This window comes from Streptomyces venezuelae, from assembly GCF_008642335.1.
In the GTDB taxonomy this organism is placed as follows: Bacteria; Actinomycetota; Actinomycetes; order Streptomycetales; family Streptomycetaceae; genus Streptomyces; species Streptomyces venezuelae_F.
Window position 1 is genome coordinate 3,242,659 of record NZ_CP029191.1, and the last position, 17,386, is coordinate 3,260,044.

At 71.4% G+C, this 17,386-nt stretch carries 15 protein-coding genes and 1 riboswitch; of the genes, 1 reads left to right on the forward strand and 14 read right to left on the reverse strand.

What is annotated here, in order from left to right:
* Positions 1 to 54: 54 nt before the first annotated feature.
* The 13 genes from DEJ49_RS14465 to DEJ49_RS14525 all read right to left on the reverse strand — a co-directional run bounded on the left by DEJ49_RS14465 (position 55) and on the right by DEJ49_RS14525 (position 15,568).
* Positions 55 to 1,458 carry an NAD(P)/FAD-dependent oxidoreductase gene (locus DEJ49_RS14465; protein WP_150184496.1) on the reverse strand — a complete coding sequence of 468 codons (1,404 nt, stop codon included), beginning with the start codon at positions 1,456 to 1,458 and terminating at the stop codon, positions 55 to 57.
* Between the two features lie 397 nt (positions 1,459 to 1,855).
* Entirely contained in the window at positions 1,856 to 2,797 is a 942-nt protein-coding gene (locus DEJ49_RS14470) for a Ppx/GppA phosphatase family protein (protein WP_150184497.1), read from the reverse strand.
* Positions 2,794 to 3,327, reverse strand: coding sequence for a DUF501 domain-containing protein (locus DEJ49_RS14475; RefSeq protein ID WP_150184498.1), 534 nt, complete (start codon positions 3,325 to 3,327; stop codon positions 2,794 to 2,796). Before DEJ49_RS14475 ends, DEJ49_RS14470 begins: the two co-directional genes overlap by 4 nt.
* A gap of 22 nt (positions 3,328 to 3,349) precedes the next feature.
* Positions 3,350 to 3,829: an FtsB family cell division protein gene (locus tag DEJ49_RS14480; RefSeq protein WP_150184499.1), complete on the reverse strand. Its 480-nt coding sequence runs from the start codon at positions 3,827 to 3,829 to the stop codon at positions 3,350 to 3,352.
* 104 nt (positions 3,830 to 3,933) lie between these two features.
* Entirely contained in the window at positions 3,934 to 5,214 is a 1,281-nt protein-coding gene (eno, locus tag DEJ49_RS14485) for a phosphopyruvate hydratase (protein ID WP_150184500.1), read from the reverse strand.
* Positions 5,215 to 5,546: 332 nt separating this feature from the next.
* Positions 5,547 to 6,263: a transglycosylase family protein gene (locus DEJ49_RS14490; RefSeq protein WP_150184501.1), complete on the reverse strand. Its 717-nt coding sequence runs from the start codon at positions 6,261 to 6,263 to the stop codon at positions 5,547 to 5,549.
* A gap of 4 nt (positions 6,264 to 6,267) precedes the next feature.
* Positions 6,268 to 6,418: riboswitch (cyclic di-AMP (ydaO/yuaA leader) on the reverse strand.
* A gap of 194 nt (positions 6,419 to 6,612) precedes the next feature.
* Entirely contained in the window at positions 6,613 to 7,653 is a 1,041-nt protein-coding gene (locus tag DEJ49_RS14495) for a transglycosylase family protein (RefSeq protein ID WP_150184502.1), read from the reverse strand.
* A gap of 138 nt (positions 7,654 to 7,791) precedes the next feature.
* Positions 7,792 to 9,075 (reverse strand): cytochrome P450 family protein, encoded by a 1,284-nt coding sequence (locus tag DEJ49_RS14500; protein WP_150184503.1) that lies wholly within the window; start codon positions 9,073 to 9,075, stop codon positions 7,792 to 7,794.
* A 267-nt stretch (positions 9,076 to 9,342) separates the two neighbouring features.
* Entirely contained in the window at positions 9,343 to 10,341 is a 999-nt protein-coding gene (locus DEJ49_RS14505; RefSeq protein ID WP_150184504.1) for a nucleoside triphosphate pyrophosphohydrolase, read from the reverse strand.
* Between the two features lie 33 nt (positions 10,342 to 10,374).
* Positions 10,375 to 11,049, reverse strand: a complete 675-nt coding sequence (locus DEJ49_RS14510) for a SurA N-terminal domain-containing protein (RefSeq protein WP_150184505.1) — start codon at positions 11,047 to 11,049, stop codon at positions 10,375 to 10,377.
* Positions 11,050 to 11,209: 160 nt separating this feature from the next.
* Positions 11,210 to 12,730, reverse strand: a complete 1,521-nt coding sequence (locus tag DEJ49_RS14515) for a protein kinase domain-containing protein (protein ID WP_411757161.1) — start codon at positions 12,728 to 12,730, stop codon at positions 11,210 to 11,212.
* A gap of 2 nt (positions 12,731 to 12,732) precedes the next feature.
* Positions 12,733 to 13,293, reverse strand: coding sequence for a hypothetical protein (locus DEJ49_RS14520; protein WP_223833182.1), 561 nt, complete (start codon positions 13,291 to 13,293; stop codon positions 12,733 to 12,735).
* Between the two features lie 157 nt (positions 13,294 to 13,450).
* Entirely contained in the window at positions 13,451 to 15,568 is a 2,118-nt protein-coding gene (locus tag DEJ49_RS14525) for an N-6 DNA methylase (protein ID WP_150184507.1), read from the reverse strand.
* 186 nt (positions 15,569 to 15,754) lie between these two features.
* Between DEJ49_RS14525 and DEJ49_RS14530 the strand changes: the two genes are divergently transcribed.
* Positions 15,755 to 16,597 carry a hypothetical protein gene (locus DEJ49_RS14530; protein WP_223832834.1) on the forward strand — a complete coding sequence of 281 codons (843 nt, stop codon included), beginning with the start codon at positions 15,755 to 15,757 and terminating at the stop codon, positions 16,595 to 16,597.
* An 11-nt stretch (positions 16,598 to 16,608) separates the two neighbouring features.
* On the opposite strand, the gene DEJ49_RS14535 is transcribed toward DEJ49_RS14530, so the two are convergent.
* On the reverse strand, positions 16,609 to 17,358 hold the full coding sequence (locus tag DEJ49_RS14535; protein WP_150184508.1) for an N-acetyltransferase: 750 nt from the start codon (positions 17,356 to 17,358) through the stop codon (positions 16,609 to 16,611).
* Between the last annotated feature and the right edge of the window lie 28 nt (positions 17,359 to 17,386).

The window sequence follows — 17,386 nt, forward strand, 5'->3', positions numbered from 1 at the left end:
GCCCGCACCACGGATGGCAGGCGGCCCCCTTCGGGGTGGATCAGCGACGCGAGGTCAGGAGGCCTTCGCCCGCTCCTCGGTCTTCGCCGCGGGAGCCGGCTCGGCGGCGGCGGCCGGCTTCGGAGCCGGCTTGGCAGCCTCGTAGAACTCCTCGCGCGGCGTCTCCATGGCACCGAGCGAGACGACCTCGCGCTTGAGGAACATGCCCAGCGTCCAGTCCGCGAAGACGCGGATCTTGCGGTTGAACGTCGGCATCGCCATGCCGTGGTACGCGCGGTGCATGTACCAGGCGAGACGGCCCTTGAGCTTGATCTTCATCTTGCCCATGACGATCATCGCGACGCCCTTGTGCAGGCCGAGACCGGCGACCGCACCCTTGTTGGCGTGGCTGTACTCCTTCTGCGGGAAGCCCCGCATGCCGGAGATGACGTTGTCGCCGAGGACCTTGGCCTGACGCAGCGCGTGCTGGGCGTTCGGCGGGCACCAGGCGTTCTCGTTGCCGGCCTTGCGGCCGACGACGTCCGGGACCTGGGCGTTGTCGCCCGCGGCCCAGATGTAGTCGGTGCCCTGGACCTGGAGGGTCGTCTGGGTGTCGACGTGGCCGCGCGGGCCGAGGGGCAGACCGAAGCGGGACAGCGCCGGGTTCGGCTTGACGCCCGCGGTCCACACGATCGTGTTCGAGTCGACCTCGAGCCCGTTGTTCAGGACGACGTGGCCGTCCACGCAGGAGTCCATGCCGGTCTTGAGGTAGACCTCGACACCGCGGCCCTCGAGGTGCTCCTTGCCGTACTGGCCGAGCTTCGGGCCGACCTCGGGGAGGATCTTGTCGGCGACGTCGACCAGCACGAAGCGCATGTCCTCGCGCTTCACGTTGTTGTAGTACTTGGCCGCGTCGCGGGCCATGTCCTCGACCTCGCCGATGGTCTCCGCGCCCGCGAAGCCACCGCCGACGAAGACGAAGGTCAGCGCCTTGCGGCGGACCTCCTCGTCCGTCGTGGAGTCAGCCTTGTCGAGCTGCTCGAGGACGTGGTTGCGCAGGCCGATGGCCTCCTCGATGCCCTTCATGCCGATGCCCTGCTCGGCGAGGCCGGGGATCGGGAAGGTGCGGGAGACCGCGCCCATCGCGATGACGAGGTAGTCGAAAGGCAGCTCGTAGGCCTCGCCGACGAGCGGCGCGACCGTGGCGACCTTGCGGTCCTGGTCGATGGTGGTGACCCGGCCGGTGAGGACTTCCGCCCTCGGCAGTACGCGTCGCAGCGGCACGACGACGTGCCGCGGCGAGATGCTGCCTGCGGCGGCTTCGGGGAGGAAGGGCTGGTAGGTCATGTACGAACGGGGGTCGACGACCGTGACGGTCGCCTCTCCGAAGCGCATCTTCTTGAGAATGCGCCGAGCTGCGTACAGGCCTACGTACCCACCGCCTACTACGAGGATCCTGGGACGCTCCGTGGTGCTCATGCCATCGAGTATCCACCTGCCGGACGGGGGTCGCTCGTGCGCCCCTTCACAAGCATGCCAAGGGCCTCTGCTACACTTCGCCGCCCACGTGACCCAGGTCATGGTGTCCGTGGGGAACCACAGTGTCACGCGAGTCGTTGTGCACCCCTTGTGAGCTGCGCTCCGAGGCCGCGGTCCGGACGAACCAGGCCCTCGCGAAACACTCCCGTCACCTGCGTGAAGCGCCCCCGTCACGGGCTCAGGCCTTCGAAAAGCCCCCTTTAGGCGGTCCGCCACCGACGAACCTCGCCCATCAGGGCCGAATTCCTTGTGAAGAACTTCACGAACTTTCCCGACGGAGTGTCGTCGGGGAGCCTTCCGACCCCCCTCCCGACCGCTCAGACGCTACAGGACGCGCTCAGGCGATGGACCAGCCGATGCCGTCCAGGATGTCGTGCTCGCTCACCACGACCTCGCGGGCGCCCACCCTGTCCATGATCGCCAGCAGGACCAGGGCGCCCGACGCGATGACGTCGGCGCGGCCCGGGTGCATCACCGGGATCGCGGCGCGCTCGGCGTGCGTGGCGCGGGTCAGGCGGTCGACGATGGCGCTGACCTGCTGGTACGGGATGCGGGCGTGGTGGATCGCCTGCGAGTCGTAGGCGTCGAGGTCCAGGGCGATCGCGGCGACCGTGGTGACCGAGCCCGCGAGGCCCACCAGCGTGCGGGCCTCCTTCAGCGGGACCGTGCGTTCGGCGAGGTCCAGGGCGGCCTCGATGTCGGCGCGGATCGCGTCGAGCTGCTCGGGCGCGGGAGGGTCGGTGACCACGCCGTCGCGTACGAGGTGGCGCTCGGTCATGCGGACGCAGCCGACGTCGACCGAGCGGGCCGCCTCCACCCGGTCCGTGCCGACCACGAACTCCGTGGAGCCGCCGCCGATGTCCACCACCAGGTACGGCTTCGCGAGGTCGTCACGGCCCGTCAGTTCCTTGGTGGCGCCGGTGAAGGAGAACTCCGCCTCCTGGTCGCCGCTGATGACCTCCGGCTCGACGCCCAGGATGTCCAGGACGCCGCGCACGAATTCGTCGCGGTTCTCCGCGTCGCGGGACGCGGACGTGGCGACGAAGCGGATGCGCTCGGCGCCGTGCTCCTTGATGACCGCCGCGTACTCGCGGCAGGCCGCGAAGGTGCGGTCCAGGGCCTCCTGCGCGAGGCGGCCCGTCCTGTCCACGCCCTGGCCGAGCCGGACGATCGTCATCCGCCGGTCCAGGTCGACCAGTTCACCCGTGGCCGGGTCGGCGTCCGCCACCAGGAGGCGGATCGAGTTCGTGCCGCAGTCGATGGCGGCGACCCGGGTCACTCGGCGTCCTCGGCGGCGCACGGCGTGACGCAGGGGCCCTTGGCCCACCACTCGGGGAGCATCTCGATGGCCTCGTCGCCCAGCGGGTTCACGCCGGGGCCCGCGGCCAGGGAGTGGCCGACCAGGACGTGCAGGCACTTCACGCGGTCCGGCATGCCGCCCGCGCTCGGGAAGCCCTCCAGGACCTCGATGGCGTCACGGCGCGCGATGTAGTCCTCGTGCGCGGCGCGGTACTGCTTCGCCAGCTCCTCGTCCGTCTTCAGCCGCTCCGACATCTCCTTCATCACGCCGTTGGCCTCAAGCGTGCCGATCGCGGAGGCGGCCCGCGGGCACGTCAGGTAGTACGTCGTGGGGAACGGCGTCCCGTCCGGGAGGCGCGGCGCCGTCTCGACGACGTCCGGCTGTCCGCAGGGGCAGCGGTGCGCGATGGCCCGCAGGCCGCGCGGCGGGCGGCCGAGCTGCTGCTTGAAGGCCTCGACGTCGGCGTCGGTGGGCTCGGTGCGCTCAGTGGTCGGCGGGGGCGTTTCCATGCCTGTCTTTCGTGTCCTTGGGTCAGTTGTCGGGGCGGTCGGCCTTGTCGACGCCGTCCCAGACGTTCGAGTACCAGGGGCGCGTCGCCGCCCCCTGGTCCGTGCGGCGGCTCTTGCTCGCCTCGGGGTCGATCACCGTGAAACCGGTCTCGCCGGGCAGCACGTAGTGCAGGCGGTCCCGGACGCGCTGCTCCGCGTACGCGTCGTCCTGCCAGCGGGCCTTCTCGTCGCGCAGCTCCTCGACGTCGGCCCGGTGCTCGGCCTGCTGCCGGCGCAGGTCGTCGATCTCGGCGCGCTGCGACACGTACTGCCGCATCGGATACGCGAGGGCGACGACCAGGGAGCAGAGCACGAGCGCGAGGAGCGCGGCGCGGCCGGTGAGCCGGGAGCGGCGCGCCTGGCGCTTGGTCTGGGAGCGGTAGACGCGCTCGGCGGTCTGCTCGCCGAGCAGCCGCAGGCGGGTCGCGGTGGAGAACCGGTCCTTGGTCCCGGCCTTGGCCATGGTTCCGCCTCCCCAGAGCTGAGCAGCGCTTACACGTACGTACGTCCCCGCACACGGTACGGGACCGGATGCGGGGACGTACGTAACTACGTGGCGGCGAGAACTCAGCCCTTGAAACGCGGGAACGCGCTGCGGCCCGCGTAGACCGCCGCGTCGTCCAGGATCTCCTCGATGCGCAGGAGCTGGTTGTACTTGGCGACGCGCTCGGAGCGGGCCGGGGCGCCGGTCTTGATCTGGCCGCAGTTGGTGGCGACGGCGAGGTCGGCGATGGTGACGTCCTCGGTCTCGCCGGAGCGGTGCGACATCATGCACTTGAAGCCGCTGCGCTGGGCCATCTCGACGGCGTCCAGGGTCTCGGTCAGCGAACCGATCTGGTTGACCTTGACGAGCAGGGCGTTGGCCGAGTTCTCCTCGATGCCGCGGGCCAGGCGCTCGGGGTTGGTGACGAACAGGTCGTCGCCGACGAGCTGCACCTTGTCGCCGAGCTTCTCGGTGATGACGTTCCAGCCGGCCCAGTCGTCCTCGAACAGCGGGTCCTCGATGGAGACGAGCGGGTACGAGGCGACGAGCTCCTCGTAGTACTCGGTCATCTCGGCGGCCGAGCGGTCCTTGCCCTCGAAGGAGTACGTGCCGTCCTTGTAGAACTCGGACGCGGCGACGTCGAGGGCGAGCGCGATCTGCTCACCGGGGACGTAGCCGGCCTGCTTGATGGCCTCGAGGATGAGGTCGAGCGCGGCGCGGTTGGAGTCCAGGTTCGGGGCGAAGCCGCCCTCGTCGCCGAGGCCGGTCGACAGACCCTTGTCCTTCAGGACCTTCTTGAGGGTGTGGTAGACCTCGGTGCCCCAGCGCAGCGCCTCGGAGAAGGACTCCGCGCCGATCGGGGCGATCATGAATTCCTGGATGTCGACGTTCGAGTCGGCGTGCGACCCGCCGTTCAGGATGTTCATCATCGGGACGGGCAGCAGGTGCGCGTTCGGGCCGCCCAGGTAGCGGAACAGCGGCAGGTCGCTGGCCTCGGAGGCGGCGTGCGCGACGGCGAGGGAGACGCCGAGGATGGCGTTGGCGCCGAGCGAGCCCTTGTTGTCGGTGGCGTCCAGGTCGAACATGGCCTGGTCGATCAGGCGCTGCTCGGTGGCGTCGTAGCCGACGAGCTCCGGGCCGATCTGCTCGATGACGGCGAGGACGGCCTTCTCGACACCCTTGCCCATGTAACGGTTGGGGTCACCGTCGCGGAGTTCGATGGCCTCGAAGGCACCGGTGGAGGCACCGGACGGAACGGCGGCACGACCGGTGCTGCCGTCGTCGAGGCCGACCTCGACCTCGACCGTGGGGTTGCCTCGGGAGTCCAGGATTTCCCGGGCTACGACGACGTCGATGGACGGCACGAGCATCTCCTTCTGGGAGTGTGACGCGAATACGCGAGTGGACAGACCGCTTCGGCCCTGCGTCTCCTGAGCCTAACCGGCTCCGGGCCTTCGGCCAGCCGACCGCCCGTCCCCTGGGACGACACAAAGGCCGTATGGCGCGGAAACAGGGCGAAAGGCCATGTTCTCTACTCGCTAGTAGCGAACAAGGGGGGCCGGGAGCGGCGGACGGAACGGGTGCGGACATGGCCCCGCCCCGGTGCGTACGGGGGATACGCGCACCGGGGCGGGGAGCCCGTGGGGACGGGGGGTACGGCCGTGCGTCCGCCGAGGCACGGCCGTGACCGTTCGGGTCAGCTCAGGTGGAGCTGCTGGCCCGGGTAGATCATGTCGGCGTTGTCGATGATGTCGCCGTTGAGCTTGTAGACCTTCTGCCAGCCGCCCTTGACGTGCTTCGCCTCGGCGATCTTCGACAGGGTGTCGCCCGTCTTGACCTTGTACTCGCCGTCGCCCTTCTTGACCGTCTTGCCGGTCGGGGTCTCGACGGTCTTCTTCGACTCGGTCTGCGGCTGCGGCTTGGGCTGCGGCTTCGGCGCGGCCTGCTGATGCTGCGGGGCGGCCTGCTGCTGCGTCTGCTGCGGCTGCGGCTTGGTCTGCTGCTGCGGAGCCTGCTCCTGCGAGCCGCCGCTGCTCGGCGACGCGCCCGAGAGGCCGACGCCGCAGCTCGGCCAGGCGCCCTTGCCCTGGCCCGCGAGGACCTTCTCGGCGATCTCGATCTGCTGGGCCTTGGAGGCCTTGTCGGCGGTCGGCGCGTACTTCGTGCCGCCGTACGCGGACCACGTGGAGGCGGAGAACTGCACACCGCCGTAGTAGCCGTTGCCAGTGTTGATGGACCAGTTGCCACCGGACTCGCACTGCGCGACGGCGTCCCACTCGGAGGTGGTGGCGGCCGAGGCCGAACCGGCGGCCATCAGCGGGGCGGCCACGGCGGCACCGGTGACACCGGCGAGCGTGACGACACGAGTGGCCTTGGACGGACGACGGTGCTTGCCCTTGCTGGAAAACAGCATGCGTAGATCCCCTCACCGACGCCTGCGAGGTGAGCTGTCGGGTTCGGGCCGATGTGGTTGCCCGGCCGCACTCTCCCGAGTGCGGCTTCACCCCTAGCCGCGTGACGCGGCGCTTACCTTGGGTCCCCCGCTCCTGCCTACGGCGCTCAAAGCGACGACTGTTCCCGTCCGGCCGTTGGCAGGATTCGGCGTACCGACCGGCGGGGCCCACCAGTGGCGAGCGGTGACGACGGTAATCACGCGATCGCCGGAATTTCAAAGACGATCAGGGCTTCTGAGACCCATCTCTCACTCGCGCCAAACCAGACATACGGCGCGAAGCCCCCACCCGACTCTTCGTCAACTTCCGTTACTTTTCGCCCAGATCGAGGCTCTGACCGGGGAGGATGAGGTCCGGGTCCTTGCCGACGGTCTTCTTGTTCTCGGTGTAGAGCTCGTGCCATCCGCCGTCGACGCCGAGGTCGTCCGCGATGACCGAGAGGTTGTCCCCGGAGCGCACGGTGTACGTCCCGTCGGCGACTCCCCCGGAGCGCTTCTCGCCGCGCGAGGCGTGCCGTCCTGACCCGCCGTCCGCCCGGTCGCTCTCGTCCGCGCTGTCGCCGCGGTGGCGGCCCGACGCGGGATCGGCCGACTCATCGGGCGTGGGCGAAGTGGCGCCCTCGTCGCCGGACTTGCCGGAGTCACCCTTTTCGTCGGACTCGTCGTGATTCTTCTCTCGGGAGTCCTTGCCGGAGCCGGGCGTGTCGCTCGCGTCGTCGGAGGGCTCCTCCGGGTCGGCGGACGGATCCGCCGACCGGTCGGCGGAGTCGGAGGCGTCCTCGGACGGCTCGTCCGTGCCCTCACCCTTCTCCTGGCCCTTGTCCTCCCCCTTGCCCTTGTCCTTGCCCGCCCCCTTGCCCGCGGAGCCCTTGCCGTCCTTGTCCCCGCCGTCGGAGTCCTTGGAGTCCGACGGCTCGGTGGACCCGGTGGGCTTCGGCGTGATCGGGGCGCCCGGGTCCACGTCGGCCGCGGCGCCGTCCTGGGTGAGGCCGGCGATCGGGGCGCAGCTCGGCCACGCGGCGGTGCCCTTGGCGTCGAGGACCTGCTCGGCGACGGCGATCTGCTGGGAGCGGCTGGCCTGGTCGGCGCTCGGCGCGTAGTCGAGGCCGCCGTACGCCTCCCAGGTGTCCTGGGAGAGCTGGAGGCCGCCGTAGTAGCCGTTGCCCGGGTTGGCGCTCCACTCGCCGCCGCTCTCGCACTCGGCGAGCTTCTCCCACGTCGTGGTCTCGGCGGCGTTCGCGCTCGTGGCGCCGAGGAGTGGAATGGCGATGGCTGATCCGGTGACTCCTGCCGCGACGATGAGGGCCGGGGCTTGGCGGGGGCGTCGGTGACGACCATGGCCGGAGAGCATGCGGGTGCCTTTCACGAGACTGCAGCGACGGCTTGTGCGCGTGGGGCGCTCAAGTCGTCGTGAACGTAGCCGCAGTCGAACGCTTGTCACAAGTCGATGCAGCGGAGATCACGCGAACATCACAGTCGTGACGAGGCGTCAGCCGGCCGCCGTTGTCTGTGCGGTCGTGAACTTCACCGGCAGCGTGCGCAGTCCCCGCATGATCAGTCCGCCACGCCACCGCAAATCATCCGGTTCCGCCGCGAGTTGCAGGTCGGGGAGGCGCCGGAGCAGTGTCGCGAGGGCGGTCTGACCCTCCAGGCGGGCCAGCGGGGCGCCGAGGCAGTAGTGGATTCCGTGCCCGTATCCGAGGTGTTGGTTGTCGCGACGGGAAAGATCGAGCGTGTCGGGTTCCTCGAACCGGGCGGGGTCGCGGTCGGCGGCGGCGAGCACGACGAGGACGGGGTCGCCGGCGGCGATGTCCTGCCCGCCGATGGTCAGCGGCTCGGTCGCGAAGCGCCAGGTGGCGAGTTCGACGGGCCCGTCGAAGCGGAGGAGTTCCTCGACGCCGGTCTCCAGGAGCCCGGTGTCGCCCTCCGCCAGCGCCTTCTGGAGGCGGGCGCGCTGCTCGGGGTGGGTGAGGAGGGCGTACATGCCGTTGCCGATGAGGTTCACCGTGGTCTCGAACCCGGCGAAGAGAAGGATGAACGCCATGGCGGCGGCCTCGTTCTCGGTGAGGTGCTCGCCGTGGTCGGAGGCCTTGATGAGGCCGGAGATGAGGTCGTCGCCGGGTTCGAGGCGCTTGCGGTGGATGAGTTCGGCGAGGTAGCCGCGCATCTTCTTGACGGACCGGGCGACGCCGCCCCGCGGGCCGCCGCCGTGCCGGATCATCATGCCCGCCCAGTCGCGGAAGTCGTCCTGGTCCTCGCGCGGGACGCCGAGGAGGTCGCAGATGGCGTAAATGGGGAGGGGGAAGGCGAACTCGTGGATGAGGTCGGCGGAGCCTTCGTCAATGAACTTGTCGATGAGCTGGTCCGTCAGCTCCTGCACGCGCGGTGCGAATTCGGCTACGCGGCGGGGGGTGAAGGCCTTCGAGACGAGGCGGCGGAGGCGGGTGTGGTCCGGCGGGTCGATGTTGAGCAGGTGCGTCATGAGATTGGCGCTGCGTTCGCCCGGGATGCCGGTCTTGCGTTTTGCGTGCGCGGGCTCGTCGTGGTGGGCCGGGTTCTTGCTGAGACGTTGGTCCGCGAGGGCTTGGCGGGCGTCTGCGTAGCGGGTGACCAGCCAGGCGTCCACGCCGCTCGGGAGGCGCTGCTTGCGCACGGGGGCGTGCTCGCGCAGCCAGGCGTACGCGGGGTACGGGTCGGCGGCGAACTCCCACGTGAAGAGTTCCGGCTCCGGCGGTGGGGTGCCCCCGGGCGGGGCGGGCTGTTCGGCTTGCATGGGTTGACCGTATCCGGGTGCGGGCCGGTGGGGGCTTGTCGCGCAGTTCCCCGCGCCCCTGGGAAGCCTCCGCCGCCGGGACCGCATCCCTAGGGAACCTCCGCCATCCGCACCGCATCCCTAGGACTCCCCCGACCCAGACCGCGTCCCTTGGCCCAGCGATGCGGTCCCGGCGGCGGAGGTGCCCTAGGGGCGCGGGGAACTGCGCGAGCAACCGCGGCGGACCGGCAGCCGAGACGCGACCGGACCCCGCCCCGACCACGCCCGCTAGCGTGCCTCCGCCGTCAGGATCGCGTCCCTGTACGCCCGCGCCGCCGCCCTCAGGGCTGCCTCCGGGTCCGCGCCCTCCGACTCCGCGCGCAGCGCCAGGGTCAGGAGTTCGTAGCCGATGCCCTCTCCCGTGGGGAGCGGGACCTCCAAGGACGCCGTTCGTACGCGCGAGGCGAGCTTCGCCGCCAGGGCCAGGGACGGCTGGCCCAGGGGGATGCCCTCCGTCAGGGACGTGCGGCGCTTCTCCTCCGCCTTCGTGCGGAGCCAGTGCGCGCGTACCTCTTCAGGAGTCTGCGCCGAGTCGTCGCCGAACACGTGCGGGTGGCGGTGGATCAGTTTGTCCACGATGCCGGCCGCCACGTCGTCGATGGAGAAGGGGGTCTCCGGGTCCTCCTCGGCGATGCGTGCGTGGAAGACGACCTGGAGCAGGACGTCGCCGAGCTCCTCGCGGAGTTCCGCCCTGTCGCCCTCCTCGATCGCCTCGACGAGTTCGTACGCCTCCTCGATCGCGTACTTGGCGAGACCCTTGTGGGTCTGCCGGGAGGACCACGGGCATTCCTCGCGGATGCGGTCCATGACCTGGACCAGGTCCAGCAGGCGCGCGCCCGGCAGGTCGTACGAGGCAGGGAGGAGTTCCAGGTCCGGCATGGCGACCCGGCCCGTGCCCGCGAGCCGCGCCAGGCCGTCCGTCAGCGCCCTGTCCCCCTCGGCCGTGGCGACGACCAGCACCGTGCGCCCGCCCGCACACGCCTCGACCAGCTCCTGCGCGGTGGGCGCGGCCTGCTCCACCCGGATGCCCGCCTCCCGCAGGTACGGCAGCTGCGGGTGCGTCGCATCGGCGCACAGCACCTCGTCGGCGGCGTGCAGTGCCTGCCAGGCGGGCCAGGAGAGCAGACCGGGCGCCACCCGGTGGCTGGTGGTGAGCAGGATGACGCGGCCCACGGTCGCGTCACCGTCAGCGGAGTCGGCCGGGGGTGGGGTCTCGGTCTGGTTCACCCGAGGAACGTAACCCAGCGGGGGCGCGCGTTCTTACGCAGGCTGCTCCGGCGTACCCGAACCCGCCCCCGCCTGCGTGACCTGCCGCACCCACGGCGTCTTCGCGTCGGTGCGCTTGTTCTTGTCGACGTCCCACGTGCCGTACCGCGGGTTCAGGTCGATGTCGAGCTTCTTCGACGCGGCCGACAGCGCCTTCCAGAAGACCGCCTGGCCCTCCGGCGAGTTCATGTCCGCGCCCAGCTTCGCCGAGAGCTTCTGCGCCTCGATCTCCGTGCGCAGACTGTCGTCGAGGCGGGCCGGGGCGACGTTGTACTGCTGCAGCCAGCCCTCCTCCAGCGCCTTCCTGCCGCCCGACTGCTCTTCCATGCCGCTGCGCATGGACTGGATGTCGCGGCGCGTGACGGTCACCCCGGCGTCGGTGGCCGCCCGGTGCAGGACCTTGTCCAGGACCATCGTGTGCAGCGTGGCGCGGGTGAGGCCGCCGGACTTGGCGATGGCCTGCGCGTACTGCGCGTCGTCGGGGATGGCCGAACGCTGCGCGTCCCGCACCTCGTTCACCCGGCCCTCCAGCTGCGCGACAGTGATGCGGTCGCCGCCGACGACGGCCGCGGCGCCTGGGTGCGCGTCGCTGCCGCAGGCGGTCAGCAGAGGAGCCGCGGCGATCGCGGCCGCGGAGAGGATGAGCGCTGTGCGACGACGGCGGTGCAAGGAAGCCTCCCGAGGAGATTGTGCGGCGGTGCACAAAGTCTTGCGGTGATCGATGGTAGGGAGTGACCGGCTTATCGGCCAGCCATTCGACACCTATTCGACCAACGATTTCCCGGGAGTTGGGGCACCCTTCCACGGGGTCCACCCAGCCGTACGGGCGTCAGCCGCGCACTTGTCCGAGCCACTGCAGGGTCCGCATGATCTCCGCGGGGAACGGGTGCCCGGGACCGTGCAGCAGCTCCGCGTCGTGCAGCAGCCGCGCCAGCGTGTCGTGGGCGGCGGTCCGGTCGCCGAGGGCGAGGAGCAGATGGCCGATGCGGCGGCGGATCTCCAGGGACTGGCGGCGGTCGTCCGTCGCGTACTGGTTCTCGTAGTAAGGGAGCAGCGAGCGGTACTCGGCGAGCGCGGCCGCCGGTTCCCCGAGCTGTTCCAGGCACTGCGCGGCCTCGTACCGGAACTGGAGCGAGTGGGGGTCCGCCTGCCCGGACTCGGCGGCGCGCTCGTCGGCGAGGCGCCGCAGCTCGGGCAGGGCGCGGCGGTACTGGCCGTCGTCCATGAGCGTCGCCGCGTACTGCTTGCGCAGGGTGCGCACGACGGGTGAGTGCTCGCCGTGCTTGGCGGCGGCGGCCGGGAGGATCGCGCCGAGGATGTCGACGGCCTGGGTGATGCGGCCCTCGCCGAGGAGCCGCTTGACGTCGTCGACCGCGCGGGCGACGTCCTGCTGGGGCGCGGCGCCCGGCGGCTGCGCGGGCATGTCGGGTGCGGCCGCCGGCGTCGCGGCCCGGTCCGGCCACGGCGCGTGCGGGCGCAGGAAGGGGCGTGTGGGGTCGAGGGGGCGGCCGGAGGGGATGCCGCGGGCGGGAAGCAGCGGCGCCAGTTCCTCGTAGACCTCCTGGGCGCTGCCGTGGCGGTGCTGGGGGTCCTTGGCGAGCAGCCGCAGGACGAGGGCCTCCAGGGCTTCGGGCACTTCGGGGCGCAGGCGGCGCACCGGCAGCGGTGGTTCGTAGAGGTGGCGGTGGAGGACGCCGAGCGCGGTGGAGCCGGAGAACGGGACGTCGCCGCTGAGGAGTTCGTGCAGGAGCACGCCGAGCGCGTACAGGTCGGTGTACGGGCCGACGGCGCCGCCCATCGCCTGCTCCGGCGCCATATAGGCGGGGCTGCCGATCGGGGAGCCGGTGTGGGTGAGGCGGGTGGTGTCCGTGTCCAGCACGGAGGCGATGCCGAGGTCGAGGATGCTGACGGTGCCGTCCTGCTTGACCATGACGTTCCGCGGCTTGAGGTCGCGGTGCACGATCGGCACGGCGTGGACGGCGGAGAGCACGGCGCACAGCTGGGCGGCGACCGCGACGGCCCACTGCCAGGGGTAGGGGTCGTGCTCGGCGAGGTGGTCGCCGAGGTCCGCGCCGTCGACGTACTGCATGACGAGGTAGAGGTCCTCGCCCTCGCTGCCCGCGTCGTGCACGGTGACGAGGCCCGGGTGGTCGACCTGCGCGGTGACGCGGCACTCGCGCACGAACCGGCGGCGCAGCTCCTCGGCCTCGGCGCCCGCGACCCGGTCGGGCCGGAGCAGCTTCACGGCGACGCGGCGGTCGAGGCGCTGGTCGTACGCCGTCCAGACCTGGCCCATGCCGCCCTGGCCGATGAGGGTGGAGAGTTCGTAGCGCCCCGCGACGACACGCACGGTCAGCTGCCGCCTTCCTGCTTGCGCAGGTAGTCGCTCAGCTCGTCGAGCTCGGCACGGACCTGGTCGATGCGGACGGGCGCGGGGCGCGCGGGCGGGGGCGTGTGCGCGTGCGGCGGCGGGGTGGGGCCGAGCTGGGTGGGCTGGAGGTGGGCGGGGCCGGGCGGGCCCGGCGCGGGTGCGGGGGCCGGGGCCGTCTGCTGCGGGTAGCCGTACGAGGCCTGCGGCTGCTGCGGTACGTACCCCGTCGTGTACTGCTGCGGCTGGGGCTGCTGCCGGTACGGGCTGAAGTGCCGGATGTCCCCGTACAGGTAATAGGCGACGGCGGCCACCATCGTGCAGAGCATGACCACCATGCCCGCGCTGCCGGGCCCCTGGAACTCCTCCTCCCCCGGGTCGACGCCGACGAGGGCGAGGGCCAGGACGTCGAGCGCCGTCACGAGGCCGAAGAGGGCCCAGTTGTGGGCCTTGCGCGTCACGAGGGCGAGCCGCAGCATCGCGGCCCACGCCAACAGGCCGCACGTGAGCACCGTGAGCACCACGAACAGCACGCGCAGCGTCACATGCGTCCCCCTGGAAGGGGGGTGCGGATGCTGCGGCGCATAGCCCTGGCCGTGCATGGCTGCTCCTGTTGCCTGTTGAACGAACGGACGAGGGTTCGAGCGTATAGGCCGACCGCGACGACGGGTCCCGGGTTGTACCGAACCGTTGTCGTACTGGTCACGCGGCCCCGGGCGGAAGGGTTCCCTCCGTCAGTCCGTCGTGCATGCCGCGCACCAGCCGGTCGCCGAGCAGGGCCGCGCGGCGCACCGCGTCCTCGAACTCCGCGAGGCGGCGGAAGCGCTCGCTGTACGCGTGCTGACCGGCGAGCGGAAGCCGGGGCAGCTGGAGGCGGCGGACGTCGAGGCGGGCGGACGTCGACGCGTAACTGCTGGCCTGGCGGTGATTGGCGGTGCCGCGCAGGAACCCGGCGAGGAACCACGGGTCGAGCGCGGCGGGGTCCGGTCGCAGCAGGGCCAGGCCGCGGCCGAGGGCGGCGCCCGCGGTGGCCTCGTCGATCACGCGGGCGGCCGTGCCGCCGCCGAGGACGGGGACGACGACATCGCCCGGGGCGGTGCGCACGGGTTCGGCGTCGTCCGAAGTGCCGGTGTGGGCGGTGCCTTCATAGGTGTTGCCCGAGGGCGCGGCGCCCGTCAGTACGTCGTGGTCGGTGAGGACGGGCGTGCCGCCGGGTCCTTCGCCGGTGCCGGTGTACAGGGTGAGGGCGCCGGCGCGGGCCAGCTCGCCGACGGTGGTGAGCGGCGGCCTGGGGATGTCTTCGGTGTCGGCCGGGGTGAGGTCGTCCGGCGGGGGCGCGAGGTCGGCGGCCCGGCGCAGGGCCTCGCCCAGACCGTGCCGGACGGTCAGGAGCTCCGTGCCGTCCCCGGCCGCGGCGGGCGGCGGCAGATGGCGCGCGGGGGCGAGGTCGACCTCGTCGTCGAGGAGTTCGAGCACCGGGACGCTGCGGGCGGTGCCGGGCCGCTCGTCGAGCGTGCCGTGCCGTTCGACGTGCTCCCAGGCGTCGAGCACGGCGTCCTGCACGGCGGGCCACAGCTGCTTGTCGCGCCCGTCGGCGGCCACGACACCGGCCGTCTCCACGAGCAGCAGCTCGGGCGCGGGCCGCGCCGCCGGGCCCGGCTTGCGCAGCACCCAGATGTGCAGGGGCAGGTTGTACGGGGGCGCCGTGCCGGCGGGCAGCGCGATGACGGCACGCAAGGCACCGCGGCGCAGCAGGTCGGCGCGGATGCGGCGGCCGGAGCGGCGGGACGCGGCGGCGGGCGGCATGAGGAGGACGGCGGTGCCGCCGTCGACGAGCCGGGCCAACGCGTGCTGCACCCAGGCGAGTTCGGACTCGGAGCGGGCCGGGAAGCCGTACTCCCAGCGCGGGTCGTAGGCCAGTTCGTCGTGGCCCCAGTTGCGTTCGTTGAACGGCGGGTGGCAGAGCACGGCCTCCGCCTTGCGGTCGTCGTACGCGTCGGCGCGCAGGGTGTCGGCGGCCATGGTGCGCACGGTCGCGTCGGAGTGCAGGGCCAGGCGCAGCGCGGTGAGGGCGGCGAGCTCCGGGTTGCTGTCCTGGCCGTACAGGTACTGGTCGGGTCGCGGCGGTACGGCGCGCAGCAGGGCGCCGGTGCCGCAGGCGGGGTCGAGGACGGTGCGGGCGGGGATGCCGCTCCCGGCACCCCCGGCGGCGCTCCCGGCGATCCGCGCCATCAGCTCGGCGGGCCCCGACGGGGTGAGCGTGTACTGGCGGGGGTTGGCGTCGGTCTGCCGGCCGAGCAGGAACTCGTACGTCTGCCTGGCGCCCAGCTCGGACGCCAGCTCGGCGGCGCCGCGCAGCAGCGGGACGGACGGCAGGAGTTCGGCGGCCGCCGGAACCCGGACGGCACGCCGTCGCCGTACGCCGAACCGCATCGCGACCGTCTCGTCGAGCGCGTCCGGCAGGAGCTGCGCCATCCGCTCGTCGGAGACGGCGCTCACCGCGAGCCAGTCGGTGGGCCGGTCGCGGAGCAGGAGCAGGGCGCATCCGGTGTGCAGGAGGCCGGTCATGGGACCCGCGGGATGGCCCGCGAGCTGCTGCCAGAGGCGTTCGCGGAGGGGGACCTCGACGAGTTTTCCCTGGGCGCGCAGCCAGTGTTCGACCTGGGAGAGCGCGAAGGAGGGGCTGGTCTCGGTGCCGCCGACCGGTTTGGGGAAGTCGTCGTGCCTGCGGCGCCAGTTGCTGACGGCAGCGCGGCCGACTCCCGCGAGGCGGGCGATCCCTGCGGCGGTGACCTCGGTCGCGTCGTTCCGCGGCGTCATCTGGTGGCTCCCCTCGAACGCGCGGGGTCAGTCGCGCGGCGTCGAGCATACCCAGGGATCACGCGGGCGCGACCGCACGGACCGTTTCACGACCGTTAACTCAACTTCAACATACTCCCGTGTTGACTCGGTTCACAGGCACCTGGTCTCATGTTGCCCACCGAACGAGCTCCCTGGGGGATTTCCATGCGTCACCGTCATCACCGTCGTCACCAGCTGCGCCGCACCGCCGCCGTCGCGGCCGTCCTCGTCGCCGCGACCGTCGGCCTCACGGCCTGCGGCTCGGAGTCGGGCAAGGCGTCCGGGACCGGCAAGGCCTCCGAGGCCGGGAAGACGAAGAAGGACGAGCCGAAGGAGCCCTTCGCGGGCATGAGCGGCACCGAGATCGTGAACAAGGCGGTCAAGGCGACGAAGGGCGCCACGTCGCTCCGGCTCGTGGGCGACATCGACGACGACGAGACCGGCCGGATGAAGATGGACCTGGCCCTGGACACGTCGGGCAAGTGCGCGGGCACCATGTCGATGGCCGACGAGGGCTCGTTCGACCTGATCGTCCCCGGCACCGGCACGGTCTACATGAAGTACGACGAGAAGTTCCTGCGCTCGCAGAGCAAGGGCGAGCCCGCGGACCAGACGGCGGCGGCGGTCGAGATGCTCGCCGACCGCTGGTCGAAGACGAAGGCGTCGGGCGCGGACGCGAAGGACATCGCGGGGATGTGCGACCTCGACGACCTGCTCAAGGAGTTCGAGGGCGAGATCAACTCGAACGCCCGCAGGGGTGCGACGACGGAGCTCGACGGCACCCCCGCGATCAAGATCGACGCGCACGACGCCGAGGAGAAGTACACGATCTACGTCGCCACCGAGGGCAAGCCGTACCTGCTGAAGATCATCGACGCGGAGACATCGAAGGCGGCGGGGGCGAAGAAGGCCGGGCCCGAACACATCACGTTCAGCGAGTACGACAAGCCGGTGAAGACGACGCCGCCGGCGGGCAAGGTCATCGACCTGGACAAGCTGGGGGCGTGAGCGTACGGGAGTTACAGCGTGTGCCGCACCCACACGTTCGGCTCGACGTACACCCCGTACCCCCGATCCAGTTCACAGTGCACGGGCACCAGCGCCCCCGGCACCTCGACCGGCCCCTGCGTGTCGAACGGCAGTCCGGTCCACTCGCGCCACTGCGCGGTCGACCCGGACACGGTCATGGACGCGTGCGCGATCTTCTCGATCGTGCCGCCCGCCCGCACGTGCACGCGCAGCCACGGGTCGTGCGGCAGGCCGTCCTCGCGGGTGCGGTACGCGTACTCGTCGATCCGCGCCGCCGGTTCGAGGTGCTTGGCGTTGGGCCGCACGGGGGCGACGACCTCGGCGAAACCGTGGGCGCGGGCGTTGTCCCGCATGGCGTCGAGCATGATCCCGGAGAGCCCCTTGCCCCGAGCCGTCTCGTCGACGGTTATCTCGATGGCGCTCACGGTGTCGGCCCGCTTGCCGTGACGGAGGTCGGAGAAGGCCCACAGCAGGACCTGGTCCCAGCCGCCGTCGGGCAGTTCACCGGCGCCGCGGTCGCGGAGCGCGAACGGCACGCTGAAGGCACGGGCGACGACCTTGCCGGGGGCGTCCTCGTCGGTGGCGACCAGGACGTACTCCGGGAGTTCCTTCACGATCCGCCCGATCAGCGACCACCCGACGGGGTCGTGGAGGATGAACTCCGGCCAGTCCTCCGCCATGTTCCAGAGCGGGTCCGTGAGCTCGGGGCGCTCGGCGAGGGTCGTGATCTTGAGGTTCATGGGTCCGTACGGTACGGGGCTCGCTCGG

Coding starts and splice junctions, on each gene's coding strand:
- DEJ49_RS14495 (WP_150184502.1), bottom strand. CDS start 7,653: ATGCTCTCCGGCCATGGTCGTCACCGACGCCCCCGCCAAGCCCCGGCC.
- DEJ49_RS14475 (WP_150184498.1), bottom strand. CDS start 3,327: ATGGAAACGCCCCCGCCGACCACTGAGCGCACCGAGCCCACCGACGCC.
- DEJ49_RS14465 (WP_150184496.1), bottom strand. CDS start 1,458: ATGAGCACCACGGAGCGTCCCAGGATCCTCGTAGTAGGCGGTGGGTAC.
- DEJ49_RS14480 (WP_150184499.1), bottom strand. CDS start 3,829: ATGGCCAAGGCCGGGACCAAGGACCGGTTCTCCACCGCGACCCGCCTG.
- DEJ49_RS14535 (WP_150184508.1), bottom strand. CDS start 17,358: ATGAACCTCAAGATCACGACCCTCGCCGAGCGCCCCGAGCTCACGGAC.
- DEJ49_RS14525 (WP_150184507.1), bottom strand. CDS start 15,568: ATGACGCCGCGGAACGACGCGACCGAGGTCACCGCCGCAGGGATCGCC.
- DEJ49_RS14500 (WP_150184503.1), bottom strand. CDS start 9,075: ATGCAAGCCGAACAGCCCGCCCCGCCCGGGGGCACCCCACCGCCGGAG.
- DEJ49_RS14530 (WP_223832834.1), top strand. CDS start 15,755: ATGCGTCACCGTCATCACCGTCGTCACCAGCTGCGCCGCACCGCCGCC.
- DEJ49_RS14490 (WP_150184501.1), bottom strand. CDS start 6,263: ATGCTGTTTTCCAGCAAGGGCAAGCACCGTCGTCCGTCCAAGGCCACT.